Here is a 571-nt window from a genome sequence, read left to right on the forward strand (position 1 = left end):
TGTGCTCACAGAGTAGATATCCACGCCGATCTGCTGAAACTCAGCATAGTTGTCGGCAAGGTCAGCTAGCTCCGTAGGACATACGAAGGTGAAGTCGCCAGGATAGAAGAAGAGTACGCTCCAGCGCCCCTTGAGATCCTCGTTAGAGACCTCGTGGAAGCCCTTGGACTTGGTATATGCGGGTACTTTGAACTCTGGTAAGTTGCTATTGATAATAGGTTGCATAGTCATTTGCATTTAAGTTTTGGATAAAGATTTATTGCCGTTGGTCGGACATCCCCACCAACAGCTACAAAGATAGGGGTAAGCACCCAAAATAAAAAGCAAACAGCATACCTAGAACAAGGTATTCTCCCCCTAATGCGAGTAGTTTCTCCCATATGAAACTAGAGTTTCTCCCATATGAAACTAGAGTTTCCTCCGTATGAAACTAGAGTTTCCTCCGTATGAAACTAGAGTTTCTCCTAGGTGAAACTAGATTTTCATCCGCATGAAAATGAATTGCCTCCCGTATGGACATAGACTGCGCCCGTACGGAGAGGAAAGCCCTACTCCCGTAGAGCCTCCTAAA

Annotated in this window: 1 protein-coding gene; it reads right to left on the reverse strand. The window is 45.7% G+C overall.

Annotation, left to right across the window (positions count from 1 at the left end; genetic code table 11):
• A partial coding sequence (locus tag PORUE0001_RS09490) for a redoxin domain-containing protein (RefSeq protein ID WP_262498097.1) occupies positions 1 to 225 on the reverse strand: 225 nt, incomplete at its 3' end.
• Between the last annotated feature and the right edge of the window lie 346 nt (positions 226 to 571).

It is taken from the genome of Porphyromonas uenonis 60-3 (assembly GCF_000174775.1).
Taxonomy (GTDB): Bacteria; Bacteroidota; Bacteroidia; order Bacteroidales; family Porphyromonadaceae; genus Porphyromonas; species Porphyromonas uenonis_A.